Origin of the sequence: Xanthomonas sp. WHRI 6108 (assembly GCF_040202385.2) — a bacterium.
In the GTDB taxonomy this organism is placed as follows: Bacteria; Pseudomonadota; Gammaproteobacteria; order Xanthomonadales; family Xanthomonadaceae; genus Xanthomonas; species Xanthomonas arboricola.
Map to the genome: position 1 here is coordinate 4,019,422 of NZ_CP168198.1, position 25,776 is coordinate 4,045,197.

21 protein-coding genes and 1 other RNA gene are annotated in these 25,776 nt (G+C 66.1%); 13 read left to right on the top strand and 9 right to left on the bottom strand.

Features of this window, described 5'->3' with window-relative positions:
• Positions 1-249: 249 nt before the first annotated feature.
• Together fabA and fabB are read left to right on the top strand one after the other, a co-directional pair.
• Positions 250-765, top strand: coding sequence for a 3-hydroxyacyl-[acyl-carrier-protein] dehydratase FabA (gene fabA / locus ABQ039_RS16770; RefSeq protein WP_184611415.1), 516 nt, complete (start codon positions 250-252; stop codon positions 763-765).
• Positions 765-1,973, top strand: a complete 1,209-nt coding sequence (fabB, locus tag ABQ039_RS16775; protein WP_054592362.1) for a beta-ketoacyl-ACP synthase I — start codon at positions 765-767, stop codon at positions 1,971-1,973. The genes fabA and fabB overlap by 1 nt, the downstream gene beginning before the upstream one ends.
• Before the next feature lie 96 nt (positions 1,974-2,069).
• Here the strand turns inward: fabB and ABQ039_RS16780 are convergent, their stop codons facing one another.
• Positions 2,070-4,094, bottom strand: coding sequence for a M3 family metallopeptidase (locus tag ABQ039_RS16780; protein ID WP_349778354.1), 2,025 nt, complete (start codon positions 4,092-4,094; stop codon positions 2,070-2,072).
• A gap of 98 nt (positions 4,095-4,192) precedes the next feature.
• Entirely contained in the window at positions 4,193-5,296 is a 1,104-nt protein-coding gene (locus tag ABQ039_RS16785) for a PLP-dependent cysteine synthase family protein (protein WP_024938387.1), read from the bottom strand.
• 133 nt (positions 5,297-5,429) lie between these two features.
• Between ABQ039_RS16785 and ABQ039_RS16790 the strand changes: the two genes are divergently transcribed.
• From ABQ039_RS16790 to gloA, 4 genes are all read left to right on the top strand, one after another.
• Positions 5,430-5,831, top strand: a complete 402-nt coding sequence (locus ABQ039_RS16790) for a CopL family metal-binding regulatory protein (RefSeq protein ID WP_184611419.1) — start codon at positions 5,430-5,432, stop codon at positions 5,829-5,831.
• Positions 5,832-5,934: 103 nt separating this feature from the next.
• A complete protein-coding gene (locus tag ABQ039_RS16795; RefSeq protein ID WP_221232451.1) occupies positions 5,935-7,749 on the top strand; it encodes a copper resistance system multicopper oxidase in 1,815 nt (604 codons plus the stop codon).
• Between the two features lie 233 nt (positions 7,750-7,982).
• Positions 7,983-9,047, top strand: a complete 1,065-nt coding sequence (locus tag ABQ039_RS16800) for a copper resistance protein B (RefSeq protein ID WP_374057812.1) — start codon at positions 7,983-7,985, stop codon at positions 9,045-9,047.
• A gap of 221 nt (positions 9,048-9,268) precedes the next feature.
• The gene (gloA, locus tag ABQ039_RS16805) at positions 9,269-9,793 is read left to right on the top strand and encodes a lactoylglutathione lyase (RefSeq protein ID WP_184611423.1); all 525 of its coding nucleotides are present in this window, start codon (positions 9,269-9,271) and stop codon (positions 9,791-9,793) included.
• A gap of 131 nt (positions 9,794-9,924) precedes the next feature.
• Here gloA and ABQ039_RS16810 read toward each other — a convergent pair.
• The 4 genes from ABQ039_RS16810 to glmS all read right to left on the bottom strand — a co-directional run bounded on the left by ABQ039_RS16810 (position 9,925) and on the right by glmS (position 14,117).
• Positions 9,925-10,001: non-coding RNA, sX9 sRNA (locus ABQ039_RS16810), on the bottom strand.
• A gap of 99 nt (positions 10,002-10,100) precedes the next feature.
• Positions 10,101-11,249 carry a hypothetical protein gene (locus ABQ039_RS16815; RefSeq protein ID WP_184611425.1) on the bottom strand — a complete coding sequence of 383 codons (1,149 nt, stop codon included), beginning with the start codon at positions 11,247-11,249 and terminating at the stop codon, positions 10,101-10,103.
• A gap of 228 nt (positions 11,250-11,477) precedes the next feature.
• Complete coding sequence (locus ABQ039_RS16820; RefSeq protein ID WP_054592368.1) at positions 11,478-11,951, bottom strand: hypothetical protein; 474 nt, start codon at positions 11,949-11,951, stop codon at positions 11,478-11,480.
• 336 nt (positions 11,952-12,287) lie between these two features.
• A complete protein-coding gene (gene glmS / locus ABQ039_RS16825; RefSeq protein WP_184611618.1) occupies positions 12,288-14,117 on the bottom strand; it encodes a glutamine--fructose-6-phosphate transaminase (isomerizing) in 1,830 nt (609 codons plus the stop codon).
• A 204-nt stretch (positions 14,118-14,321) separates the two neighbouring features.
• Here glmS and ABQ039_RS16830 point away from each other — a divergent pair, with 204 nt between their 5' ends.
• From ABQ039_RS16830 to ABQ039_RS16855, 6 genes are all read left to right on the top strand, one after another.
• Positions 14,322-15,593 (top strand): efflux RND transporter periplasmic adaptor subunit, encoded by a 1,272-nt coding sequence (locus ABQ039_RS16830; RefSeq protein WP_166770221.1) that lies wholly within the window; start codon positions 14,322-14,324, stop codon positions 15,591-15,593.
• A 101-nt stretch (positions 15,594-15,694) separates the two neighbouring features.
• The gene (locus ABQ039_RS16835) at positions 15,695-16,414 is read left to right on the top strand and encodes an ABC transporter ATP-binding protein (protein WP_184611429.1); all 720 of its coding nucleotides are present in this window, start codon (positions 15,695-15,697) and stop codon (positions 16,412-16,414) included.
• Positions 16,415-16,426: 12 nt separating this feature from the next.
• Positions 16,427-17,719, top strand: coding sequence for an ABC transporter permease (locus tag ABQ039_RS16840; protein WP_046344456.1), 1,293 nt, complete (start codon positions 16,427-16,429; stop codon positions 17,717-17,719).
• 62 nt (positions 17,720-17,781) lie between these two features.
• The gene (locus ABQ039_RS16845; protein ID WP_047129375.1) at positions 17,782-18,990 is read left to right on the top strand and encodes an ABC transporter permease; all 1,209 of its coding nucleotides are present in this window, start codon (positions 17,782-17,784) and stop codon (positions 18,988-18,990) included.
• A gap of 452 nt (positions 18,991-19,442) precedes the next feature.
• Positions 19,443-20,786 (top strand): sigma-54 dependent transcriptional regulator, encoded by a 1,344-nt coding sequence (locus tag ABQ039_RS16850; RefSeq protein WP_053045896.1) that lies wholly within the window; start codon positions 19,443-19,445, stop codon positions 20,784-20,786.
• An 8-nt stretch (positions 20,787-20,794) separates the two neighbouring features.
• A complete protein-coding gene (locus ABQ039_RS16855; protein WP_349778355.1) occupies positions 20,795-22,147 on the top strand; it encodes a HAMP domain-containing sensor histidine kinase in 1,353 nt (450 codons plus the stop codon).
• On the opposite strand, the gene ABQ039_RS16860 is transcribed toward ABQ039_RS16855, so the two are convergent.
• Together ABQ039_RS16860 and glmU are read right to left on the bottom strand one after the other, a co-directional pair.
• Positions 22,144-23,115 carry a right-handed parallel beta-helix repeat-containing protein gene (locus ABQ039_RS16860; RefSeq protein WP_349778356.1) on the bottom strand — a complete coding sequence of 324 codons (972 nt, stop codon included), beginning with the start codon at positions 23,113-23,115 and terminating at the stop codon, positions 22,144-22,146. The genes ABQ039_RS16855 and ABQ039_RS16860 overlap by 4 nt on opposite strands.
• Before the next feature lie 109 nt (positions 23,116-23,224).
• Positions 23,225-24,589, bottom strand: a complete 1,365-nt coding sequence (gene glmU / locus ABQ039_RS16865) for a bifunctional UDP-N-acetylglucosamine diphosphorylase/glucosamine-1-phosphate N-acetyltransferase GlmU (protein ID WP_349778357.1) — start codon at positions 24,587-24,589, stop codon at positions 23,225-23,227.
• A 145-nt stretch (positions 24,590-24,734) separates the two neighbouring features.
• On the opposite strand from glmU, the gene ABQ039_RS16870 reads away from it, so the two are divergent.
• Positions 24,735-25,118: a GtrA family protein gene (locus ABQ039_RS16870; protein WP_016901007.1), complete on the top strand. Its 384-nt coding sequence runs from the start codon at positions 24,735-24,737 to the stop codon at positions 25,116-25,118.
• A 42-nt stretch (positions 25,119-25,160) separates the two neighbouring features.
• On the opposite strand, the gene ABQ039_RS16875 is transcribed toward ABQ039_RS16870, so the two are convergent.
• Positions 25,161-25,730 (bottom strand): chorismate mutase, encoded by a 570-nt coding sequence (locus tag ABQ039_RS16875; protein ID WP_104555199.1) that lies wholly within the window; start codon positions 25,728-25,730, stop codon positions 25,161-25,163.
• Positions 25,731-25,776 lie beyond the last annotated feature (46 nt).

Below are 25,776 nucleotides of genomic sequence, written 5' to 3' on the forward strand. Positions count from 1 at the left end.
GGACGCGAGCGCTGGCGGAACGCTCTGCTGCGTCTGTCCGGGTGCCGATCCACGCCGAGCAGGCATGCCTGACCGCGTTCCGCTGAATGCCGTCATCCGCGTTGGATCCTGTCTGCCACGCATGCTTGCCGCACTGCGCAACCGGCTGAAAACAGCACGCATGCGTACGGATAAAACGTTTGATTGAACCGCGCGCCCTCATGCACCCTTGCCGGCCTCGCCTTTCGCTTCTTGCAGGAAACGTTCGTCATGACTCGTCAAAGTGCGTACTCGCGCGACCAATTGCTGGCCAGCGCGCGCGGGGAATTGTTCGGAGCCGACAGTGCTCGCCTGCCCAACGACCCGATGCTGATGTTCGACCGCATCACCGAGATCAACGACAGCGGCGGCGCGCATGGCAAGGGCCTGATCCGCGCAGAACTCGACGTGCGCCCGGACCTGTGGTTCTTCGGCTGCCACTTCATCGACGACCCGGTGATGCCCGGCTGCCTGGGCCTGGACGCGATGTGGCAGCTGACCGGCTTCTTCCTCACCTGGATCGGCGCAACGGGCCGCGGCCGCGCACTGGGCTGCGGCGAGGTCAAGTTCACCGGCCAGGTGTTGCCGAGCGCGAAATTGGTCAGTTACGAAATCGATATCAGCCGCGTGATCAACCGCAAGCTGGTGATGGCCCAGTCCGATGCACGCATGCTGGTGGACGGGCGCGAAATCTACACGGCCAACGATCTGCGCGTGGGCATGTTCACTTCAACGGAGAATTTCTGATGCGTCGCGTCGTCGTCACCGGAATGGGCATCACTTCCTGCCTGGGCAATGATCTGGACACCGTCTCCAGCGCCTTGCGCGAGAGCCGCTCGGGCATCACCGCATTGCCCGATCATGCCGACGCCGGCCTGCGCAGCCAGGTCGGCGGTGCGGTGGCGCTGGATCTGGACAGCCTGATCGACCGCAAGCTCAAACGCTTCATGGGCGATGCCTCGGCCTATGCCTACCTGGCGATGCGCGATGCGATCGCCGATGCCGGACTGGATGCCGAGCAGGTCAGCGACCTGCGCACCGGCCTGATTGCCGGCTCCGGTGGCGGGTCCAGCCAGTGGCAGGTGGAAACCGCCGATCTGCTGCGCAACCGTGGCGTGCGCAAGGTCGGCCCGTACATGGTGCCGCGCACGATGTGTTCGTCGGTCTCCGCTTCGTTGGCGACCGCGTTCAAGATCCGTGGCCTGAGCTATTCGCTGTCGGCCGCGTGTGCGACCTCGGCGCATTGCATCGGCGCGGCCGCGGACCTGATCCGGCACGGCGCGCAGGATGTGATGTTCGCCGGCGGCGGCGAAGAACTGCACTGGACCATGAGCGTGATGTTCGATGCGATGGGCGCGCTGTCCACCGGCTTCAACGATCGCCCCGCCGTGGCCTCGCGGCCCTACGATGCGCAGCGCGACGGCTTTGTCATCGGCAGCGGCGGCGGCATGCTGGTGCTGGAAGACTATGACCACGCCATCGCGCGTGGCGCACGCATCCATGCCGAACTACTCGGCTATGGCGTGACCTCCGATGGCGCCGACATGGTGGCGCCCAGCGGCGAAGGTGCGGTGCGCTGCATGCACATGGCCATGCAGGGCCTGACGCAGCCGATCGACTACCTCAACACGCACGGCACCTCCACGCCGCTGGGCGATGTGACCGAGCTGGGCGCGGTACGCGAGGTGTTCGGCGACAACATCCCGCCGCTGTCCTCGACCAAGGCGCTGTCCGGCCATTCCTTGGGCGCGGCCAGCGTACACGAGGCGATCTACAGCCTGCTGATGCTGCGCGACGGCTTCATGGCCGGCTCGGCGCATATCGACGAACTCGACCCGCGCGCCGAAGGCTTCCCGATCCTGCGACAGACCCAGGACGCCACGTTGAACACGGTGATGTCCAACAGCTTCGGCTTCGGCGGCACCAACGCGGCGCTGGTGTTCGGCCGGGTGTGAGGGCGCGGCGCCGGGCGCCGCGCGGAATTGGGAATTGGGGATTTGTGCCGAGAGATCGCTCTCGCCACTCCCCAATCCCGATTCCCCACTCCCGGTTCAGCCCGCCATGCCGTTATGCCGCAGCAATGCGTCGATGTTCGGCGCACGCCCACGGAAGGCGCGGAAGTTGTCGGCCGCGCTGCGGCTGCCACCGCGCGACAACACTTCATGACGAAAACGTGCGCCGGTGTCAGCGACCTGTTCGGGCGCCTCTTCGAAGGCGGCGTAGGCATCGGCGCTGAGCACTTCGGCCCACTTGTAGCTGTAGTAACCGGCTGCGTAACCGCCGGCGAAGATATGGCTGAACTGGTGCGGGAAGCGATTCCATGCCGGCGGGCGGTTGACCGCCACCTCGTCGCGCACGCGCTCGATCAGCTGCAGCACGTTGTCCTGGGTCGGGTCGAAGCTGCTGTGCAGCTGCATGTCGAACAACGCAAATTCCAGCTGGCGCACGGTGAACATGCCGCTCTGGAAATTGCGTGCGGCCAGCAGCCGGTCGAACAGGTTGCGCGGCAGCGGCTCGCCGGTCTGCACGTGCGCGGTCATCGCCTGCACGCGCTCCCATTCCCAGCAGAAGTTCTCCATGAACTGGCTCGGCAGTTCCACCGCGTCCCATTCCACGCCGTTGATGCCGGCCACGCCCAACTCGCCGATGCGCGTCAGCAACTGATGCAGGCCGTGGCCCATTTCATGGAACAGCGTGGTGACCTCGCCATGCCGGAACGTGGCCGGCGTATCGCCACTGCCACGGCCGAAGTTGCACACCAGATACACCAGCGGCGTCTGCACGCCGTTGGCGGTGTCGCGGCGGTTGCGGCAATCGTCCATCCACGCACCGCCACGCTTGCCTTCGCGCGCGTACAGGTCCAGATAGAACTGACCGACCAGCTCGCCCTGCGCATCTTCCAGACGATAGAAGCGCACATCCGCATGCCAGACCGGCGCGCGATCGGGCTTGACGGTCAGGCCGTACAGGCTGTGGATCACATCGAACAGACCGGCCAGCACCTTGGGCTCGGTGAAGTACTGCTTCACCTCCTGCTCGGAGAAGCTATAGCGCGCCTGCTTGAGTTTCTCGGAGGCGTAGGCCAGATCCCAAGCCTGCAGTTCGTCCAGGCCAAGTTCGTCGCGGGCGAAGGCTTCGAGCTCGGCACGGTCGCGTTGCGCATACGGCCTGGCGCGCACTGCCAGATCGCGCAGGAAGCCCATCACTTCATCCGGGCTTTGCGCCATCTTGGTGGCGACCGAATACTCCGCGTAACTGGCAAAGCCGAGCAGCTGCGCCAGTTCGGCGCGCAGGGCCAGGATACGATCGATATTGGCGCTATTGTCCAGCGCGGCATCGCCGAACTCGGAGGCGCGCTCGGCGTTGGCGCGATACAGCCGCGCGCGCAGCTCACGATTGTCCGCATCGGTCTGCACCGGCAGATAGCACGGCATCTGCAAGGTCAGCTTCCAGCCCGGCATGCCGTCCTTTTCCGCAGCCGCGCGTGCAGCGGCGACCACCTCGGCCGGCAAACCAGACAGCTCGGTTGCGTCCTCGCTCACGTACGACCATGCATCGGTGGCATCGAGCACGTTCTGCGAAAACTTGGCGGCCAGTGCGGACAGTTCTTCCTGGACCTGCGCAAACCGCGCCTTGGACGCGTCATCGAGCTCGGCACCGCCGAGGCGGAAATCGCGCAGCGCGTTCTCCAGCACCTTGCGCCGCGCGGCGTCGTAGTGCGCCGCTTCCGGCGCTTCGGCCAGCGCCTTGTACTGCGCATACAGCGCCAGGTTCTGCGCCAGCGCACTGCCGAAGCGGCTGAGCTTGGGCAGATTGCTGTTGTAGGCCTCGCGCAGTTCCGGCGTATTGACCACCGCCTGCAGATGGCCGACCTGGCCCCAGGCACGCCACAGCCGCTCGGTAGCATCGTCCAGCGGCACCACGAAGCTGTCCCAGCTGACCGGGCTGACCTGCTCGGCCGCTTTCACCGCGGCCTCGGCCTCGGCCAGCAGTTGATCGATTGCCGGGCCCACGTGTTCTGGGCGGATCGCATCGAAGGACGGCAGTCCGGACAGGTCGAGCAGCGGGTTGGTCATGGGGCGCTCCGGCGATGGACTGGATCAGGAATCAGGGCGAGGGGTGGCAGACGCTGCCAGAGGCAGCGGTTTTGCCAGCAGCTGATCGGATATGGCGGTCATTCCAGCGCCGCACAAGGCAGCGCAGGCAAGTCGCCGCCGTTGACGGCGATGGCAATGGCCGCATCGCTGTCGGTGACGTCGATGTCGCGCGCCACGTACCAGGCCGGGTCGTAATAGCTGTGCGCATAGCGCTCGCCGGCATCGCACAGGATGGTGACGATGGAGCCGCTGCGGCCGGCCTGGCGCATGCGCTGGGCGGCCTGCAGCACGCCGACGAAGTTGGTGCCGGTGGAGCCACCGACGCGGCGGCCGAGCGTGGCGCTGACATGGCGCATGGCGGCCAGGCTCAGGGCGTCGGGCACCTTGATCATCACGTCCACGCAGCTGGCGATGAAGCTGGACTCCACCCGCGGGCGGCCGATGCCTTCGATGCGCGAGCCGCCGGTGATGGCCAGCTCCTTGGGGCACTGCCCGTCCACCGCGCGGCAATAGCCGTCGAAGAACACCGACACTTCCGGGTCGGCGCAGAGGATGCGGGTGGCGTGGCGCCGGTAGCGCACATAGCGGCCGAGCGTGGCGCTGGTGCCGCCGGTGCCGGGGCTGCAGACGATCCAGTCGGGAATCGGATGCGGCTCCTCGGCCAGCTGCTTGAAGATCGATTCGGCGATGTTGTTGTTGGCGCGCCAGTCGGTGGCGCGCTCGGCGTAGGTGAACTGGTCCATGAAATGACCGCCGGTCTCACGCGCCAGCTGGTGCGAGGCGCTGTCCAGATCGCAGGCACGCTCGACCAGATGGCAGCGGCCGCCCTGGAATTGAATCGCGGCGATCTTTTCCGGCGAGGTCGAAGCCGGCATCACCGCGATGAAGGGCACCCCCAGCAGCCGCGCGAAGTAGGCCTCGGAGATGGCGGTCGAGCCACTGGAGGCCTCGATCACCGGCCGCCCGGCCCGCAGCCAGCCGTTGGTCAGCGCGTACAGGAACAGCGAGCGCGCCAGCCGGTGCTTGAGGCTGCCGGTCGGGTGGCTGGACTCGTCCTTGAAATACAGGTCGATGCCCGGAAAACCCGGCAGGTCCATCGGAATCAGATGGGTGTCGGCCGAACGGTTGAAATCGGCCTCGATCTTCTGGATGGCGGCGGCCACCCACTGGCGCTGCGACATGGCAGGACTGTGCGGCGAAGGAAGCGCCAATTCTACCGCTGCCGGGCGCGCGGCCACGGCGGTCGGGTCATCGGGCGGACAGCTGGGAGCCGGTGCTATGCTCGTCGCACCTGACCGCCCGCCCTGACTGCCCGTGCTGCGTTGCCTGCTCCGTCTGCTGCTGTGCCTGTGCCTGGTTGCCAATACGGCCACCGGCGCGTGGGCGTCGGTGGGCATGGCGCTGCCGGGGATGGCGTCGGCCGGGACGGTTGCGGCCGCGTCGATGGCGCACGCGCCCATGCCGGCCGCGATGCCGTGCCATGCCGACATGCCGCCGCCCGCTGCGGCGCATACCCCCGATAAAACCCAGCACGCGCACGCGGCCGACTGCTGCAAGCTGGGTAGCTGCGACTGCCTGCAGCACTGCAGCCTCGCCTTGCTGACCCTACCTGCGGTGCCCGCCGGCCTGCCTGGCCGCGCCACCCTTCCTGCCACCCTGGCCGAAGGGCGCGGCAGCCCGGTGCCCGAACAACCGGTTCGACCTCCCATCGCCTGAGCGCTGACGGCCTTGGCCGTCATCGGGCCCGCGCGCTTGCTGCGCGGGGTTTATAAGCGATGCGATGCGTCCGCCTTCATCGGTGGGCTGCAGCGGAGATGTCATGTCTTTCGATCCCAATTGTTTCGATCCACCCTCCAACGGCGGCCTGAGCCGACGCCGCTTCGTTCAGGGCATGGCCCTGGGCGGTGTTGCCGCCGCCGGCGGCCTGTGGCGCAGCGATGCGCGTGCGTCCAACCCGATGAGCACGCCGGTCCTGCGCGGCAGCAGCCAGTCGCTGCAGATCGGCCGCATGCCGGTCAATCTCACCGGGCACCGCCGCCCCGCCATCACCGTCAACCAGAGCCTGCCGGCCCCCACGCTGCGCTGGCGCGAAGGCGACACGGTCAGCGTGCGCGTGCGCAACGCGCTGGCCGACCAACCCACCTCGGTGCACTGGCACGGCCTGTTGCTGCCGGCCAACATGGACGGCGTGCCGGGGATGAGTTTCGACGGCATCGCGCCGGGCCAGGAGTACCACTACCGCTTCACGCTGCGCCAGTCCGGCACCTACTGGTATCACAGCCATTCGATGTTTCAGGAACAGGCCGGCCTGTACGGCGCGATCGTCATCGACCCGCTGACACCGCCGCCGTATCGGCACGATCGCGAGCATGTGGTGCTGCTCTCGGACTGGACCGACCTGGACCCCGCCGCGCTGTTCCGGCGGCTCAAGCAGATGCCCAGCCACGACAATTACGCGCAGCGCACGGTGGGCGATTTCCTGCGCGATGCGCGCGACGACGGCCTGCGCGCAACGCTGGCCGACCGCGGCATGTGGGGGCGCATGCGCATGACCCCGACCGACCTGTCCGACGTCAACGCCAACACCTACACCTACCTGCTCAACGGCGTCGCCCCGGCCGGCAACTGGACCGGCCTGTTCAGGCCAGGCGAAAAGGTACTGCTGCGTTTCATCAACGGCTCGTCGATGACCTACTTCGACATCCGTATCCCCGGCCTGCGCATGACCGTGGTGGCCGCCGACGGCCAGTACGTGCATCCGGTCAGCGTGGACGAGCTGCGCATTGCGGCGGCCGAGACCTTCGACGTGCTTGTCGAGCCCATCGGCCAGGACGCGTTTACCTTGTTCGCGCAGGACATGGGCCGCACCGGATTCGCCTGCGGCACGCTGGCGGTGCGGCATGGGCTGCAGGCACCGATTCCCGCGCTGGATCCGCGCGCGATCCTCACCATGCAGGACATGGGGCACGGCGATGGCATGGCGCATGCAGGTCACGCCATGCACGGCGCCGACACGCCGCACAGCGACCCGCATGCGGCACACGCGATGGCCATGCCGATGCCAGCCGCACAGATGCACGGGCATGCAAGCGGCGATGCGCAGCGCAAGACACCGCACCACCCTGCCAGCGAAGACGGCAACCCGCTGATCGACATGCGCAGCAATGCCACTTCACCGCGCCTGGACGATCCCGGGGTTGGCCTGCGCGACAACGGCCGCCGGGTGCTGCGCTACGCCGACCTGCACAGCATGTTCGAGGATCCGGATGGACGCGAGCCCGGGCGCGAGATCGAACTGCATCTGACCGGGCATATGGAAAAATTCGCCTGGTCGTTCGACGGCATCGCCTTCGCCTCGGCAGAGACCTTGCGGCTGCAGTACGGCGAGCGGCTGCGCATCGTACTGGTCAACGACACCATGATGCAGCACCCCATCCACCTGCACGGCATGTGGAGCGATCTGGAAGACGCCGATGGTAATTTCCAGGTGCGCAAGCACACCATCGACATGCCGCCCGGCACACGCCGCAGCTATCGCGTCCGCGCCGATGCGCTGGGCCGCTGGGCCTACCACTGCCATCTGCTGTACCACATGGAAGCGGGCATGATGCGCGAAGTGCGGGTGGAGGCATGAGTACGCTACGGACGCAATACATGACGCTGCTCGCACTGCTGCTGAGCGCATCGGCCACTGCACAGGAGCATCAGCATGCGGCGATGGAGTCATCCGCGCATGCCGACGGCGCACATGCAATGCAGATAGCCGACCAGGCAACGGCGGCCCAGCCGCAGACATCCATCGCAACGGAGGCATCGCCGCCATCCGTGCAGCAGAGCGCAGAGGCGATGCAAATGGAGCATGCGCAGATGCAGCACGCGCAGCACTCCAGCACTGCATCGGCAAACGCTGCTGACAGCACGCCTGCGCAACGCCCGGTACAGGCCGACGTTTCGGCAGCGCCGACATCGATGCACCACGCAGGCATGCAGCACGCCGATGTCCAGCACGCCGCACACCAGACCTCTGCAAATCCACAACTGGACCACGCCCGGCAATCACAGGCAGACAGCGACCACGATGCAATGGAGCACGCATCGATGGATCATGCGTCGATGCAGCACGGGCAACAGCATGGGGCGATGGATCACTCCGACATGGAGCACGCGCCGCATGCCGAAGCGGTGACGCAAACGCCGGCATCGCCCGGCACCGGCGCACTGCCACGTACGCCGATCCCCGAGCCCACTGCCGAGGAGATCGCGGCGGCATTCGCCCCCTTGCAGCACCATGCGATGCACGCGCCAGGCATCAATCACTACGTGTTGCTCGATCGACTGGAAGCCTTCGACACCACGCGCGGCAGTGGCCAGGACTGGGAAGCGCGCGCCTGGATCGGCGGCGATATCGACCGGCTCTGGTTGCGCAGCGAAGGCGAGCGGCAGGACGGGCGCACGCAGGCCGCATCGGTGGAGGCGTTCTATGGCCACGCCATCTCGCCATGGTGGGACCTGCTGGTCGGCGCACGTCAGGACATCGGAGCGGGTGAGCAGCGCAGTTGGGCCGCCTTCGGCGTGCAGGGCCTGGCGCCCTACAAGTTCGAGACCGAAGCCACGCTCTATGTCGGCAGCGGCAGCCGTGCCGCGCTGCGACTGGAGGGCGAATACGAGGTGCTGCTCACCAATCGGCTGATCCTGCAGCCGCGCGTGGAAGCCGATATCGCCCTCACCGACGATGACCGGCGCGGCGTTGGCAGCGGGCTGGAGCAGGTCGAGGTGGGCCTGCGGCTGCGCTACGAAATCACCCGCCGCTTCGCCCCCTACATCGGCTGGGTGCACAGCCGCAGTTTCGGCGACACCGCCCGCCGCGCCGCGATCGACGATGAGCCTGCACGCGACAGCCGGTTTGTTGCCGGCCTGCGCATCTGGTTCTGAAGACAACCGCTGTGCGCATGGGCCTGACCGTTCGTATTCGGATGCAGGCCCATGCCACGGCCTTGAACAGCACAGTTCGTGCCGCCGCGCGCGATCAATCAGATAGCGGCGCGGCCAGACCGCCGACGCGCACGGTGCAGACATGCCGACAACCATTGCCCCGCTAACATCCACCTCCAGTGCAGCCTGACTTGCCCCCGCATTCCATCGAGGAGACCGCAATGCCTTTGACCGACCTGCAACACGTCCCCGGCGCCAGCGCCGCACCTGCCGACACTGCCGGTTTCGTGTTCAACCACACCATGCTGCGCGTCAAGGATGCGCAGCGTTCGCTGGATTTCTACACGCGCGTGCTGGGCTTCCGCTTGCTGGACGCACGTGATTTTCCGGATGCGCAGTTCAGCCTGTACTTCCTGGCCCTGCTGCCCGACGACACCGCCATCCCCGACGACGATGCCGCGCGTCGGCTGTGGATGGCCGGCATCCCCGGCGTGCTCGAACTCACCCACAACCACGGCACCGAAACCCAGGACGGCCCGGTCTACCACGACGGCAACAGCGACCCGCGCGGCTTTGGCCACATCTGCATCTCGGTGCCCGACATCCACGCCGCTTGCGTACGTTTCGACAGCCTCAACGTGCCGTACCAGAAACGCCTGGAAGACGGCCGCATGAAGCACCTGGCCTTCATCAAGGACCCGGACGGCTACTGGGTGGAGATCATTTCCAATACGCCGCTGGCGTAACCCATAACAAAATGCCCGGGGTTCCCGGGCATTTTTGTTTCAGGCACATGCGCTGTCGGTACTTCGCTTTCGAGCACGGTATATCGGCAGAGAACGCCCACACAATTGGATGCGCGTAGCGCACTTCCAGCGGCTAACGCAACCTAGCGTGCGGTCATCAGGTGGGCGCGGACGGCGCTCTCAGAACCGGAACGTACGAGTGGTACATGCCGATGCCGAGCACCGGCCGCGCCCGCCTGACGGCGGCGCAGTAGTTTTGGTAGCCACTCCTAGATGCAGGCGCCATCCTGCAGCATCACGCGTTGCCTCAATTGGAGGTGGCAACTGCCTCTCTATCCGGGAACCACTGCGGTAACTGCTCGGCAAATTTCGCGGCGCATTCCTCGCTGTAGGCCTGTGCGGCCTGCTTGACCAGCGCGTAGTCGTTTGCCTCCCACTCCTCGAGCGATGCGGTGCGCGGTGTGGGCGCGCAGTCCAGATTGACCGGACTCGCCTTGCGCTTCAACAGTCCGGAGCGTTCACCGCCGATCGTCACCGCGTAGCGCAACTCGTAGGGCGACTTGGTATCGGCCAGGCTCTGGTAGACGAGCAGCCAGTCGGACATCAGGACCTGCAGCGGAAACGGTTCCGCCGGCAGTGCTGCCGGATGCCCGGTGAAGTAGCTCTTCAGGCGCGCATTGACCGCATCGCGCTGCAGTTGATAGCCGGGATTGCCCACGCCCTCCATCTTCTCGCCTTTCAGCTGCCCCTTGCCGAAGGCCGACACTGCGACGCCGCGTGTGAACAGGCTGGTGGCGATCTGCAGGCCTACCACTGCCCCGGTGTGCCCGCGCCGCACCACGCGCAACATTTCGTCGCCGTTGGGCAGGCCGTTGGACCCCACGCGCATGCTGGCATGCAACGGCAGCTGCAACGCCCAATCCGCCGATGGTGTAATGGCTGCGTCGGTATCGCCCTGCGTCTGTGCGGAGGGCTGTTGCTGTGTCTCGGCGACCAACAGCGTGCCGGCAACTGCAGCCGCGGCATAGGTCGTTGCCGTCGAAAAATCGCCGTTGGCAAATGCGGGCACCACTGCCACCGCCTCGGCGCCACGGGTGGCGGTACAGAACGTGCTGGAGGCACGCATCTGGACTTCATGAAATGCGATGCCGTTGACTTGATGCACGGCCGCATCCTGGCCGTACTGCGCAACCAGCCTGGCAACGATGGCGTCCTGCTCGACAGGCTGCTGGCCGCAGACCTTGGCCGCAGCGATGCGCGACCAGGCGAACTGCAGCGCCGGATCCCACCCCATCGCGTCTTCGCCAACGAAGCCATGGTCGTAGTGATAGGCATAGATGGCCGGGTCGATGTCCTGCAAGGTCATGCCGCCCACACCCGCATAACCGGGCGGCACATCGCTGGCCATTGTGGCGCCGCTCAGCGCCGAGATCGCCACTGCAATTAATGCTTTCATGGATTCCTTCCCCTGGAGAGCGTCGCATTGCGTGTCCCCCACGCAATGCGACATGGCACTGTCAGATCGCGCGGACAGCGATCAACGGCACAGTGCTTTGGTCCATCAGACAACGGTCCGCAGTCGGCTAGAACGCTCAGTTGCGAACTTAGTGTGAGCGCATCATGCGCAATTGGCAGTCGGGGCGGTCCCCACAGCTGTAGGGACCGCCCCGGAAGTGACGCTTATCTACGCATGCAGCAGCCCGCCGTGACTGCGCTGCCACTCGCGCGGCGGGCGCAGCGCCGCAAGCGTGCGGACCAACTCGCGATAGGTGGCGGCCAACTGCGCGAACAGACCCGCATCGCTGTAACGCGTGTCGGCTACTTCGAAATACGCGCCGCGGCCCAACGCGATGAAGTAGTCGACGCTGAGCCGCCGGCGCTGCGCAATCCCGGGAAACAGGCCTGCAATCAGCAGGCATTGATCTCCGATGTCGCGCAATGCATCGGCCCGCAGACTGCCGGTCTGGTCGTGCGCGTGCAACCAGGCCAGGGCCTGCGTGCGCGAAAACAGCTGCGCATCGCGCTGCAGGCGCAGCAACACGAAAACCAGATAATGCTCGCGCGATTCGTCCAGCGGCTGTGCAATCCGCTGCCCCGCCTCACGTACCAACGCCTGCCACAATTCCGCCGGCGCGCCCTGTTTGAAAGACTCGTGCATACGTCCTCCTGCGTGATGGGACCCTCGCAGGAAGCGTATGCATAACCTGGGCCATCGCGTTGGCAGCCGGAGCAGCAGTCTGCCAAGCTTGGGTTGCTGCGGCACCGGCAGCGACCCGGGCACGTTGCGAAACACGCCTCCACGCGGCCACTGGGCGATACCGACGCGGGGCCCCAGCAACGCCACCGATGTCCGCAGGCTGCAGGCAATCGCGACAAAGAAACAGGGCGGGCAGTCGTTGGGCATGCGCACCGAGCCACAGCGCATGCAGGGAGATGCCTCACCCGGCGGCGGCGACGCTGATCGCGGCGAGCGCAGCCCCCTCGATCGGCCGCGCTACTCCACCGTCACCGACTTGGCCAGGTTACGCGGCTTGTCCACATCCGTGCCGCGCGCCAGTGCGGTGTGGTAGGCCAGCAACTGCACCGGGATGGTGTGGATCACCGGCGACAGCACGCCGGCGTGGCGCGGGGTGCGGATCACGTGCACGCCTTCGGACTCGCTGAAGTGGCTGTCCTGATCGGCGAACACGAACAGCTCGCCGCCACGGGCGCGCACTTCCTGCATGTTGGATTTGACCTTCTCCAGCAGCCGATCGTTCGGCGCGATCACCACCACCGGCATCGCCGCGTCCACCAGGGCCAGCGGGCCGTGCTTCAACTCGCCGGCCGGATACGCCTCGGCGTGGATATAGGAGATTTCCTTGAGCTTGAGCGCGCCTTCCAGCGCGATCGGGTAATGCAGGCCGCGGCCGAGAAACAATGCGTTTTCCTTGACCGAAAAACGCTCGGCCCAGGCCATGATCTGCGGCTCCAGATTCAGCGCGTGCTGCACGCTGCCCGGCAGGAAGCGCAGCTGCTCCAGATACTCCGCTTCTTCGGCCTCGCTGATGCGCCCCTGCAACTTGCCCAGCACCATGGTGAGCTGGAACAACACCGCCAGCTGGGTGGTGAACGCCTTTGTCGAGGCCACGCCGATCTCGGCGCCGGCACGTGTGTAGCACACCAGTTCGCTGGCGCGCGGAATCGCGCTTTCGGGCACGTTGCAGATCGACAAGGTGTGCAGGTGCCCCAGCGATTTGGCGTATTTCAACGCCTCCATCGTGTCCAGCGTTTCGCCGGACTGGGAGATGGTGACGATCAGGTGCCTGGGATTGGCGTACGCCGCGCGGTAACGGTATTCGCTGGCGATCTCCACGCTGCACGGCAGCCCGGCGATGGCTTCGATCCAGTAGCGCGCAGTCATGCCGGCGTAGTAGCTGGTGCCGCAGGCCAGGATCTGCACGCCGTCGATGTCGCGCAACACCGCTTCGGCATTGGCGCCGAACAATGACGCAGGGAAGCCCTTGGCATCGATCGCCGCCTCGATGGTATCGGCCAGCGCACGCGGCTGCTCGTGGATCTCCTTCTGCATGAAGTGGCGGAACGGGCCCAGTTCCAACGATGCCAGCGACACGTCCGACAGATGCAGCGGGCGTTCGACCGGGGCGTCGTTGCCATCGAAGATGCGCACGCCATCGCGGCGCAGGTCGGCGGTGTCGCCCTCTTCCAGGAAGATCACCTGGCGGGTGGCCTGCACGATGGCCGAGACATCGGAGGCGACGAAGTTCTCGCCCTCGCCCACGCCGATCAGCAGCGGGCAGCCCATGCGCGCGCAGACGAAGCGCTCCGGTTCGGCCTGGCTCATCACCGCCAGCGCGTAGGCACCGGTGAGCTCCTTGACGGTGCGCTGCAGCGCGGTCAACAGGTCGCCTGCGCTGCCCAGATGGTGATGGATCAGGTGCGCGATCACTTCGGTATCGGTCTGCGACTCGAAGGTGTAGCCCAGCGCGCGCAGCTTCTCCCGCTGCTGTTCGTGGTTTTCGATGATGCCGTTGTGCACCAGTGCCACGCCGTCACTGATGTGCGGGTGCGCATTGGCCTCGGTGACGCCGCCATGGGTGGCCCAGCGGGTGTGGCCGATGCCCAGCGTGGCGCCGAACTGCTCGGCCTGCGCCGCCTGCGCCATCTCCGCCACGCGCCCGGTGCGGCGCACGCGGCGTACCTGCGCGCCATCGAGCACGGCGATGCCGGAGGAATCGTAGCCGCGGTACTCAAGGCGCTTGAGTCCTTCGATCAGGACCGGGACCACATCGCGCCCGGCGATCGCTCCGACAATGCCGCACATAGGACAACCCTTGAGGACGAAGCCGGGCATTTTAGCGTGTCCGCTCTTGTCCGCTGCATGACCATGCCCGGACAGCGTGTCCGCAGCAGTGTCCGCGGACACTGCGGACACTGGCCGCAAACTTCTAAAAGCTAATGCATTCAACGACTTGGAGGTTGGCACACGTCCTGCTTTATCGCAGTGACGCCACCGAGCCAGCCGACCATGATTCGCGATACCTCCGCCCAGGACCAGGTTCTCCGTACACCCGCCCAGAGCGCGCCCTGGCGCCGCTGGCTATGGCCCGGCATCGCGGTGGTCGCCTTGTTGGCCGGTATTGGTTGGGCGGTCACCGCGTGGAGCGCCGGCAGCCGCTCGTTCGATGCCAGCCGGGTGCGGATCGCCACGGTCAGCCAGGGCGACCTGGTGCGCGACATCGCCGCCGACGGGCGCGTCATCGCCGCCAACAGCCCCGTGCTGTATGCCATCTCGGCCGGCACGGTGACGCTGAGCGTGGTGGCCGGCGACGTGGTCAAGCAGGGCCAGGAGCTGGCCCGTATCGACAGCCCGGAGCTGCGCAGCAAGCTGGCGCAGGAGCAGGCCACGCTGGCCGGGCTGGAAGCCGAGTCCAGCCGCGCCGCCCTGGACGCCACCCTGGCCCGCGCCACGGCCAGCAAGCTCACTGACCAGGCCAAGATCGACAAGCAGGCCGCCGCGCGCGACCTGGAGCGCTACCAGCGCGGCTACGATGGCGGCGCGGTGCCGCAGGTGGAGCTGGCCAAGGCGCAGGACACCTTGAAGAAGACCGACATCGACCTGCAGCACGCCCAGCGGGATGCGTCGCTGAAGAGCCAGGGCGCGGACCTGGATTCGCGCAACAAGCGCCTGCTCGCCGACCGCCAGCGCGCGGTGGTGGCCGAGGTGCAGCGCCAGGTCGATGCGCTCACGCTGCTGTCGCCGTTCGATGGCCAGGTCGGCCAGGTGCAGGCGGTGCAGCACACCCAGGTCGCGGCGAACGCGCCGATCCTGGGCGTGGTGGACCTGTCCAAGTTCGAAGTGGAGATCAAGGTGCCGGAAAGTTTTGCGCGCGATCTGGCAATCGGCATGCCGGCGCAGCTCACCAGCGGCAGTGGCGAGCCATTCCCTGGCGCGATCTCGGCGGTGTCGCCGGAAGTGGTCAATGGCGAAGTCACCGCGCGCATCCGCTTTGCCGACAAGCAGCCGCCGGGCCTGCGCCAGAGCCAACGCATGAGCGCACGCGTGGTGATGGACACGCGCCGCAACGTGCTCAAGGTCGAGCGCGGCCCGTTCGTCGAACAGTCCGGCGGCAGCTACGCCTATGTGATGGATGGCAACACCGCGGTGCGCCGTCCGGTGCGCATGGGTGTCAGCAGCCTGGGCGAGGTGCAGGTGCTGTCCGGGCTGCAGGTCGGCGACCGCGTGGTGGTCTCCGGTGCAGACAACTTCGGGGATGCACCGCGCGTCACCGTTCACTAAAGGCGACCAGCACCTGCTGCGCAGCCGTCAGGCTGCTCGCCACGGTTTGTCAGCCACTCTCACTCTCTTTCGCACACACCTTCTTCGTAAAGGAATCGGCAATGCTCAAGATGCAATCGGTCTCCAAGGTCTTCCGCACCCAACAGGTGGAAACGCACGCGCTGCGCTCGCTGGACCTGCATGTGCGCGAAGGCGAATTCGTTGCGGTCACCGGCCCCTCCGGCTCGGGCAAGACCACCTTCCTCAACCTGGCCGGGCTGCTGGAGACCTTCACCAGCGGGCAGTACCTGCTCGACGGCGAAGACGTCAGCCACCTGTCCGACGACGCGCGTTCGCGCCTGCGCAACCGCAAGATCGGTTTCATCTTTCAGGGCTTCAATCTGATTCCCGATCTCAACCTGTTCGACAACGTCGATGTGCCGCTGCGCTATCGCGGCATGGCCGCGGCCGAGCGCAAGCAGCGCATCGAAGAAGCCTTGACCAAGGTCGGCCTGGGCTCGCGCTTGAAGCACTACCCCACCGAGCTGTCCGGTGGTCAGCAGCAGCGTGCGGCCATCGCGCGTGCGCTGGCCGGCAGCCCGCGCCTGTTGCTGGCCGACGAACCCACCGGCAACCTCGACTCGCAGATGGCACGCGGGGTGATGGAACTGCTGGAAGAGATCAACAGCCAGGGCACCACCATCGTCATGGTCACCCACGACCCGGAACTGGCCGCACGTGCGCAGCGCAACGTGCATATCGTCGACGGCCAGGCCACCGATCTGGAACGCAACCCCGCCCTGATGCGCGCGCGCGACAGCACCGCCACCCTGGCCGAGTAAGAGGCACATCCCATGTTCGGCTACTACCTCAATCTTGCCTTACGCAGCTTCCGCCGCAACAAGGTGCTCACCGCGCTGATGGTGCTGGCCATCGCGCTCGGCATCGGCGCCAGCATGACCACCCTGACGGTGTTCTACATCCTGTCTGGCGATCCGTTGCCGGGGAAAAGCGGCACGCTGTTTCATCCGCAGCTCGATGCGCGTTCGTTGGGCTACCAAGAAGACGATGCACTGGATCAGTTGACCCGCTTCGATGCCGAGGCGCTGCTACGGGAAAAGCGTGGAGACCGTCAGGTCATGATGACCGCAGGCACCGTTCCGCTGGAGCCGGACAACACCACGTTGCGGCCAATGATGCTGGACGCGCGTTACACGTCCGTTGATTTCTTCCCCATGTTCAATGTGCCCTTCCTTTATGGCGGCCCTTGGACGGTGAATGATGATGGCAGCCGTGCACGGGTGGTGGTGATCTCCGAAGCACTGAACAAGAAGCTCTTCCATGGTGAGGACAGCGTCGGCCGCACGGTGAACGTCAATCGCAACATCATGCGGGTTGTGGGTGTTGTTCGCGAATGGCGGTTGACCCCAGCGTTCTACAACCTGGGTGGCCAGGCCTACGACAAGTCCGAGCAGGTCTTCCTGCCGTTCAGTACCGCAATGGAACTGAAACTATCAAACAGTGGACAGCGTTCGTGCTGGGGCGAAAGCAGTTCGCCGGAAGATATCAACGCAGCCTGTTCCTGGGTCCAGTACTGGGTGCAACTGGATACTCCGCAGAAGGTCACTACGTACCGTCAGTACCTGGAGAACTATTCGGATCAACAGCGACGGGCCGGGCGCTTCGAGCAACCCACGAACGTCCAGCTGCGCAGCGTGATGGAGTGGCTGGACTTCAAGAAGGTCGTTCCCAGCGATGTGCGCCTGCAGACCTGGCTGGCGTTCGGGTTCCTGCTGGTGTGCCTGGTCAATACCGTCGGCCTGTTGCTGGCCAAGTTCATGCGCCGCAGTGGAGAGATCGGCGTGCGCCGGGCACTGGGCGCAACCAAGCGCAGCATCTTCGCGCAGTCCCTGGTCGAGGCAGGAACCATCGGTCTGGTCGGCGGCATCCTGGGGCTCGGTCTTGCCGCGTTGGGGCTGTGGGGGGTGCGTCAACAACCCGCTCAATATGCCGACCTGGCAAGGCTGGATCCGGCAATGTTGCTGGCCACGTTTGCCCTCGCGCTGGTGGCCAGCATCGTGGCCGGGCTGCTGCCCGCATGGCGCGCATGCACCGTGCCACCGGCCATCCAACTCAAAGCGCAGTGAGCTGACCTCCGAACCGCGCGCCCTCTCGCAGCGTTTCGCCAGCCCCTCTCAAGGAATCGCCCATGGAAATCCGTCCCATTCTGTCCACCCTGCGGCGCCACAAAACGGCGGCTGCCCTGATCGTGCTCGAGGTGGCACTCAGTTGCGCCATCATCTCCAATGCCTTGTTCCTGATCGGCGATCGCCTGGAGCGCACACAACGCCCCAGCGGTCTGGCAGAGAACGAACTGGTGACGCTCAGCATCAGCGGTATCGGGCGCGATGAAGACGCGCGCGCACTCACTGAGACAGACCTGGCTGCACTGCGCAGCATTCCCGGCGTCAAATATGCCTCCAGCGTCAGCCAGATTCCTTATGGCGACAATATGTGGGTCAGCGGCCTGAAACTGACGGCTGACCAGAAGAACTCCACGATCAACGTCAACGACTACACCGGGGACAGTCAGACCCTGGATACGATGGGCCTGACGCTGGTACAGGGGCGCCGTTTCACGGAAGGCGAATTCACCTGGTCCGATGACAAGACGGCCAACGTCCCAAGTGCCATTCTGACCAGAAGTGCAGCCGACAAGCTGTTCCCCGGCCAGTCAGCCCTGGGGAAATCGATCTATCGCGGCGACACGCCCATGAAGATCGTCGGCATCGTGGAGCATCTGGCGCGAGTCAACGACTATGGCGGCGCAGCTGTTTACGACGATTCGATGCTGACCCCGATCAAGATGACCTACAAGGACGGCGGCCGCTATCTGCTACGCACCGATCCGGCGCGTCGTGACGAGGTGCTGCGTCAGGCAGTGGCAGCGCTGGAAAAGAACAGCGCAAGCCGCATCATCGAAAAACCGAAGGTGTTCGAGCAGATGCGGCGCAATTTCTATCGACAGGATCGCTCCATGGCCTGGCTGCTGATCACCATGAGCATCGCGCTGCTGATCGTCACCGCGCTGGGCATCGTCGGCCTGGCCAGCTTCTGGGTGCAGCAGCGCACCAAGCAGATCGGCATCCGCCGTGCACTGGGTGCCACACGTGGCCAGATCCTGCGTTACTTCCAGATCGAGAATTTTCTGCTGGCCTCAGTCGGCATCGTGCTCGGCATGTTGCTGGCGTACTCGATCAATGTCTGGCTGATGGCCCGCTACGAATTGCCGCGCCTGCCGGTGCTGTATCTGCCGATCGGCGCACTATTGCTCTGGGCGCTGGGTCAGATCGCCGTGTACTGGCCCGCACGGCGCGCCGCGATGGTGCCGCCGGCGGTGGCCACGCGCAGCGCGTAATGCGCACGCTGCGCGTCAGCGGTCGCTGTCGACCCGCTGACACGCGGTACGCGGTACGAGGCACACGGCACACGGCACACGGCACACGGCACACGGCCATGTTGCGCAGATCCTGCGCGATGGCAGCATCGCTACAAGCGACTTTGCCGTCGGCCGCCTGGGCAATGCCGATTCCGTCACCACCGCCCTGTCTACCAAGGCGCCTGTGTTGCAGGCGCCTGCCCCGTGCTGATAGCCAGCGTTACGCCGGGACCTTCGCTTGAGCTCGGCATCGACGCATGCCCGCTGCCAACCTCGTCGCACCGATCAGACCATCACTGCATTGCCGGAATCAGCTCCGTCTGGCAAAGGCCTGTCAGCCGCACGCCCTCCCTATTGCTCGCACAGTTCCGCCACGCGCCGAATCCTGTTCTGATAGCCCTTCCCTCCCGCGCCTTTCACCGAGCACCGCGATGCCGCAGATCCTGATCATCGACGACAACACCGCTGTGGCCACTGCGCTGGAGGTGCTGTTCTCGCTGCACGATATCGAGGCGCGGCATGCGCACTCGCCGCAGGCCGGGTTGGCGCTGCTGGACGAGCAGGGGTTCGATCTGGTGATCCAGGACATGAACTTCACCGCCGACACCACCTCCGGCGAGGAAGGCGAAGCGCTGTTCACCCAGATCCGTCAGCGCCATCCGGACCTGCCGGTGATCCTGCTCACCGCCTGGACCCACCTGGGCAGCGCGGTGGGCCTGGTCAAGGCCGGTGCGGCCGACTACATCGCCAAGCCCTGGGACGACACCAAGCTGCTGACCACGGTCAACAACCTGCTGGAGCTGTCCGAAGCGCGCCGCGAGCTGGAACGTCGGCGCGAGCGCGAGCGGCGCGGTCGCGAGCAGCTGACCCAACGTTACGACCTGCGTGGCGCGGTGTTCGCCGACCCCGCCAGCGAACGCGCGATCGCGCTCGCCTGCCAGGTCGCACGCTCGGATCTGCCGGTGCTGATCACCGGCCCCAACGGCAGCGGCAAGGAGAAGATCGCCGAGATCATCCAGGCCAACTCTCCCGCCAAACACGGCCCCTTCATTGCGCTCAATTGCGGCGCATTGCCGGGCGAACTGATCGAAGCCGAGCTGTTCGGCGCCGAAGCCGGCGCGTATACCGGCGCCAACAAGGCGCGCGAAGGCAAGTTCGAAGCCGCCGATGGCGGCACGCTGTTTCTGGACGAAATCGGCAACCTGCCGCTGGCCGGGCAGATGAAGTTGCTGCGCGTGCTGGAAACCGGCCGCTACGAGCGCCTGGGCTCCAACCGCGAACGCCACGCCAAGGTGCGGGTGATCAGCGCCACCAATGCCGACCTGCAGGCCATGATCCGCGATGGCAGCTTCCGCGAAGACCTGTATTACCGCCTCAACACGGTGGAAATCGCGCTGCCCGCCCTGGCCGAACGTCCCGGCGATATCGGGCCGTTGGCCGAGCACTTCCTGGCTGGCGAAAAACCCTTGTCCACGCAGGCCCGGGATGCCCTGCAGCGGCACGCCTGGCCCGGCAACGTGCGCGAGCTGCGCAATGTGCTGCAACGCGCGTCGCTGCTTGCGCAAGGCGTGCGCATCGAAGCCGGCGATCTGAACCTGCCGCGCGCAGCCGTGTCGCGCCCGGCCGCGCCGGCAACCGGCGAGCCGGATCGCGCCCGTATCGAGCAGGCACTGGCGCGCGCGCAGGGCGTCATCGCCCAGGCCGCTGCCGAGCTGGGGCTGAGCCGGCAGGCGCTGTACCGGCGCATGGACCGCTACGGCATCACTTCGGAATGATTCCCGACATGTGGCAACGTTCCTTCACGTTCTCGCTGTTCCTGCGGCTGTTGCCGGTGCTGGCGCTGGCCGCCGCGCTGCCCTGGTTCATGGCGTACTGGATGGACCGTGGCTGGCAAGTGGCCGCGGTGTCGGTGGTCGTGCTGCTGTCGGCGATGTGGTTCAGCCTCAGCCGCGCCACTGCGCCAATGCGCTCGCTGTTCCGTGCCCTGGCCGGCACCACCAGCAGCTACCGCGATGGCGAATACAATTTCGGCGTGTACTGGCGCGGCAACGACGAGCTGGCGCAGCTGGTGCAGGCGCACGCGGAACTGGGCGAGGTGCTGCGCGCGCAACGGCGCAACCTGGTGCAGCGCGAACTGATGCTCGACACCATGCTGCAGAACACACCGGTGGCGATGCTGCTGGTGGTGGCCGGTGGCGATGGCGTGCGCCGCATCGGCTTTTCCAACAACGCCGCACGCAAGCTGCTGCACGATGGCCGCAAGCTCGAAGGCCAGCACCTCGACGACGTACTGGCGCGCATGCCCGGCGAACTGCGCGATGCGCTGGCCCGCGGCGGCGATTGCCTGTTTGCGGTCCGCGAGGACGGCGATGACGAAGACGACGAGCAGATCTATCACCTGTCACGCCGCAGTTTCCATCTCAACGGACGCGGTCACGAGCTGCTGCTGATCCGCACCCTCACCACCGAACTGCGGCGCCAGGAAGTGCAGACCTGGAAGAAGGTCATCCGGGTGATCAGCCATGAATTGAACAACTCGCTCGCGCCGATCGCCTCGCTGGCGCATTCCGGTGCCGAGTTGCTGCGCCGCGAACGCACCGACCGGCTCGGCACGGTGTTCGAGACCATCGAAGAACGCGCACGTCATCTGGAAGGCTTCATCCGCGGCTACGCCCGCTTTGCCAAGTTGCCGCAGCCACAGTTGCAGACCATCGAATGGGCCCCGTTCCTGGAGCGTTTGCGGCAGCAGATTCCGTTCCAGCTGCAGGGCGCACTGAGCGACGTCTCCAGCCGCATCGATGCCGCGCAGATCGAGCAGGCGCTGCTCAACCTGCTCAAGAACGCGCACGAAGCCTGCAGCGAAGCGCAGCCGCCCAACAGCGATGTCGCCGTGCGCGTCACGCGTGTGCCGCAATGGCTGCGGATCGAAGTGCTGGACCGCGGCAACGGCATGAACGAGGCCGTGCTGCATAACGCACTGATGCCGTTCTACTCGACCAAGCGCAATGGCACCGGGCTCGGGCTTGCGCTCACCCGCGAGATCGCCGAAGCACACGGCGGGCGCATCTCGCTGCATAACCGCGAACACGGCGGGTTGTGCGTCACCTTGCTGTTGCCGGCGGCGGTGGCCGGCTAGTTGCCGCGCATCGTTCCACGCTCTTGGATCCGCGGTTGTTTCAACGCACCACAGGCATCGTCGGCACCGCTGGTGCCGGTGGCGGCGATGGCGCCGTAATAGCCGGCTCCCACGGTGTTGTCGACAAACTGCCCGCCTTGCGACGGACATTCGCCATCGGGCTTGATCCAGTCCGAAAACGCCGCGTACTTGCCGGCCCGGACGAAACGGTTGGACGCCACGTAGGTGTTGTCGGAGGCATCGCGGGTACGCACGGCATCGCCGTTGACGTCGGTGAAGATATTGCCTTCGATACGGTTGCCGGACGAGTGGCGCGCCAGGTAGATCGCGTGCACGAAACCCGAGGTCCGGGTGTCGTTTTCGATCGACACGAAGCGATTGCGTTCGATGCGGTTGTCGCGCGAGTTCTGCAGGCGGATCGCCGCGAACGAATAGGCGGCCTCACTGCTGCTGCCGTGGACCCCGCCGATCCGCTCGAAGGTCATGTTGCGGATGATGTTGCCGCTGTTGCCGTCCGCGCTGCGCTTGCTGCTGCCCAGGTCCATCGCCATCCAGTAATTGCTGACCTTCAACCCGGTGAAGGTCAGCCGGGTGGCTACATCGCCGCCGCCCTTCAGCGTGAACCAGGTCGCGCCACCGCGCCCGTCGAACCACGGTGGCGTGGCAGCGTCGGGCACGGCGATGAAGCGAATGGGCGCCCCGTTGGTGAACGTCCATTGCACCGACTGCCGCAGATACGTGCCTGCAGCGATCACCACGTCCACCGCACCGCTGGGCCGCTGCTCCAATAACCGCTGCTGGGCGGCCGCCAGACTCCGCAACGCGGTCGTTGCGCTGGTGCCTGCCGCCGCATCGTTGCCGTCCGGCGCCAGATACAGCCGGTAGGTTTGCGCATGGGCCGCAGCTGGCAACACTGCCGCCAATAGCAGCAGCCATGTCACCAGCAACACGCAACGCGGCGTTCGCATCGTGCACCTCCTGAGCCATCGTGACGGGCATAGCCTATGCATGGCATCGCTTTACAGCAGCTGTGTGCGCTGCAGCGACATGCAGCCAGGCCGCAGGCCTGCAGGCAGGCTACTTCTTGGTCGGGCGTTGCCAGCCTTCGACCACGGTCTGACGCGCACGCGTGACGCTGAGCTGCCCGGCAGGCGCATCGCGGGTGATCACCGAGCCTGCGCCAATGGTGGCCATGGCGCCGATCTCGATCGGTGCCACCAGTGCGCTGTTGGAACCGACAAAGGCGCCATCGCCGATGCTGGTCTGCGACTTGTTCACTCCATCGTAGTTGCAGGTGATGGTGCCGGCACCGATGTTGACCTTGCTGCCGATCACCGCATCGCCCAGGTAGGTCAGATGGTTGGCCTTGCTGCCCACGCCCATCGTGACCTTCTTGGTCTCGACAAAGTTGCCGATATGCACGCCATCGGCCAGCACGGTGCCAGGACGCAGCCGCGCGAACGGACCGATCTGCACCGCCCCTTCCGTCACCACGCCTTCCAGATCGCAATGTGCGCGTACCTGCGTACCGGCGCCGAGCGTCACATCGCGCAGGCGCACGAACGGACCGACCACCACGCCATCGCCCAGCGTCACATCGCCTTCCAGGATCACGTCGATATCCAGCTGCACGTCGCTGCCCACCGTCACCGTGCCGCGCTGCTCCACGCGCGCCGGGTCGGCCAGGCGCACGCCCTGCAGGCAGAGCGCACGGGCGGCACGCAGCTGCCAGGCGCGTTCCAGCTGCGCCAGTTGCCAGGGGTCGTTGGCGCCTTCCACATCCTGCACGTCGGCCACATGCACCATGTCGGCCGGGGTGAAATCGGCGGCGGCGCTGGCAAACACGTCGGTGAGGTAGAACTCGCCCTGCGCATTCTCGTTGGACAGGCCGGCCAGCCAGCGGCGCAGCGCCGTGGACTCGGCAGTGAGGATGCCGGTGTTGATGGTGCGGATGCGGCGCTGCTCGTCGTTGGCATCCTTCTGCTCGACGATCGCGGCGACCTTGCCCTCGGCATCGCGCAGGATGCGGCCATAACCGGTGGGATTGGGCACATCGGCCACCAGCACCGCCATGCGCCCGGGTGCGTGCAGCAGCTGCAGCAGGTCCTGGGACTGGATCAGCGGCACATCGCCGTACAGCACCAGCACCGTGGCCGCATCCGGAATCGCATCCATCGCCTGCTGCACTGCATGCCCGGTGCCCAGTTGCTGCCGTTGCTCGGCCCAGTGCAGATCGCTCTGCGCGGCAAACGCCGCCTGCACCTGCTCGCCGCCGTGCCCGTGCACCACATGGATCGCTGCCGGCTGCAGCTGCCGCGCCGTGGCGATCACATGTGCCAGCATCGGCTGGCCCGCCAGCGGCTGCAGCACCTTGGGCAGGGACGAGCGCATGCGCTTGCCCTCGCCCGCGGCCAGGATCACGACGTGCAGGGGCAGAGTCATCGAAGCGTTCCAGAACATGGGAGAGCCAAATTCTAGTCGCTGTCCAAGCAGTGCGTCGTGTCCTGCCTGCAGCATGCGCGACGATGACACTTTTCAAGCGCCGCTGCCGTTAGCATGAGCGCCCTTCCACGATGACACGGCCTGCATGAGTCTGTTCCGCCAAGGCAGCCAATTCATGATCATTGGCGCCCTGCAGCTGGCGGTGGACTGCGGCATCTTCATCGCCGCCACCGCGGCCGGCATGCCGGCCGTGCCTGCCAATCTGCTCGGGCGGATCAGCGGCGCGGTGCTGGGCTTCTGGCTCAACGGCCGCTACACCTTTGCCCAGGAAGGTGGCGCACGTCTGGGCTGGCCGCGTTTTCGCCGCTTTGCGCTGATGTGGCTGGCGCTGACACTCATCAGCACCTGGCTGTTGTCGGCAACGGTGGATCTGGTTGGCCTGCGCCAGGCCTGGCTGGCCAAACCGCTGGTGGAAGGCGGCCTGGCGATCGTGTCGTTTTTCCTGGGCCGGCACGTGGTGTATCGCTGAGCGCGCGTCCCTGAGCCCGGGCAGTGTCGGACCCGGCGCGTATCAGTGGCAGAAATCGCCCAGGCTGCGTACCAGCGCGGCGCGATGCAGCGCGTCCAGCTGCCATTGCGCGGCGTAATGGGCCGCCGCACGCGCGGTGCTGGTCGCGCATTGCGGCGCTGTACGTGCCGGCGCGACCTCGGCCAGTGCGTCGAGCAATTGACCTTGCAGTTGATCCAGACGCGTGCGCAGGATCGCCAGATCCGGACGCGCGGTGTCCGGCGCGCGTCCGCGTTCGCGCCAGTGGTGCAACAACGCGTATTGCACCGCCTTGTTGGCCTCGATCTGCGCAGCGAAGAAACGCGCCGCATCGTCGGCCTCCAGCCCATGCGCAGGCGCTTGCTCGCGTACGCTCTGCAACACCGCCGCCTCGCGGGTCTGGTCCAGCACCGGCTTGCCGCTGTCCCACTTGCTCAGCGCCACCGCATCGCCGATGGCATTGCGTTGCACGATGCGATCTAGCAGCGGATCCAGCGGCGGCTGGCTGCGGGCCGGCAGCGCGCACCCCAGCATCGCCACGGCCAGCAGGCCGCTCAGCGCATAATTACGAAAGCCATCGATCGTGCGGGTCATCGGGTGTTCCTCGACGTGCGTGAGTGAGAGGCCGCGCCGTCTGTAA